This is a genomic window from Streptomyces lothianensis (assembly GCF_047779955.1).
Classification (GTDB): Bacteria; Actinomycetota; Actinomycetes; order Streptomycetales; family Streptomycetaceae; genus Streptomyces.
Window position 1 is genome coordinate 1 of sequence record NZ_JBLMKT010000131.1, and the last position, 618, is coordinate 618.

Below are 618 nucleotides of genomic sequence, written 5' to 3' on the forward strand. Positions count from 1 at the left end.
ACCGCACGGGTGACCAGCCGTCAGCCCCTACGACACCACGAGTTCAACCTCAGTATTCGATCCTGATTGCTAGTGCGAAAAGCAGGTCTGGATGAAGCATCGGTCTCTGCGGAGTCGAAGCGGTGTCCAGCAGGTGCCGACCCGTGAGATCAGCCAGGAGGTCCTCGCTGACCGAAGCGCGTGGACGGTGGGGGTCGAGGTGATGCTGCAAGGTGTCCACGACGGGGACCGCCTGGCCGTGCGGCAGGGCGAGGTCCGTCGGCAGACCGATCACGGTGAGCAGCTCAGCACGTTAGTGCGTGCTCAACAGGCTTGGTGAGGAGGTGAGTTGGAGGATCTCTTTCATGCGTGGGCGATGTTGGTCGGTCGGTGCGGGTGGCGAGGTGGCATCGACCCTCGGACGGGTGCAGCGGGCGCGGTGGTGCCAGTCGGGGCCGGGCGGAAGAAGGCCGAGGGCAGGGACGTCCACCGCGGCATCATGGGCAAGGTCTGTGAGCCGGTGGCCGAAGGAGTTGCTGAACAACAGGAAGTGATCTTGCGCCTGCTCTGAGCGGCGGAAGCGAAGAGCCGTGCGCAGCACGGGGCGGGCGCGGGGCGGAACAGCGTAGACCGCGGCGG

1 pseudogene is annotated in these 618 nt (G+C 66.2%); it reads right to left on the reverse strand.

Going from position 1 to position 618, the window contains the following annotated elements:
* Positions 1-292: 292 nt before the first annotated feature.
* Positions 293-618, reverse strand: a pseudogene (locus ACLF6P_RS29920) (hypothetical protein); the annotation flags it as partial.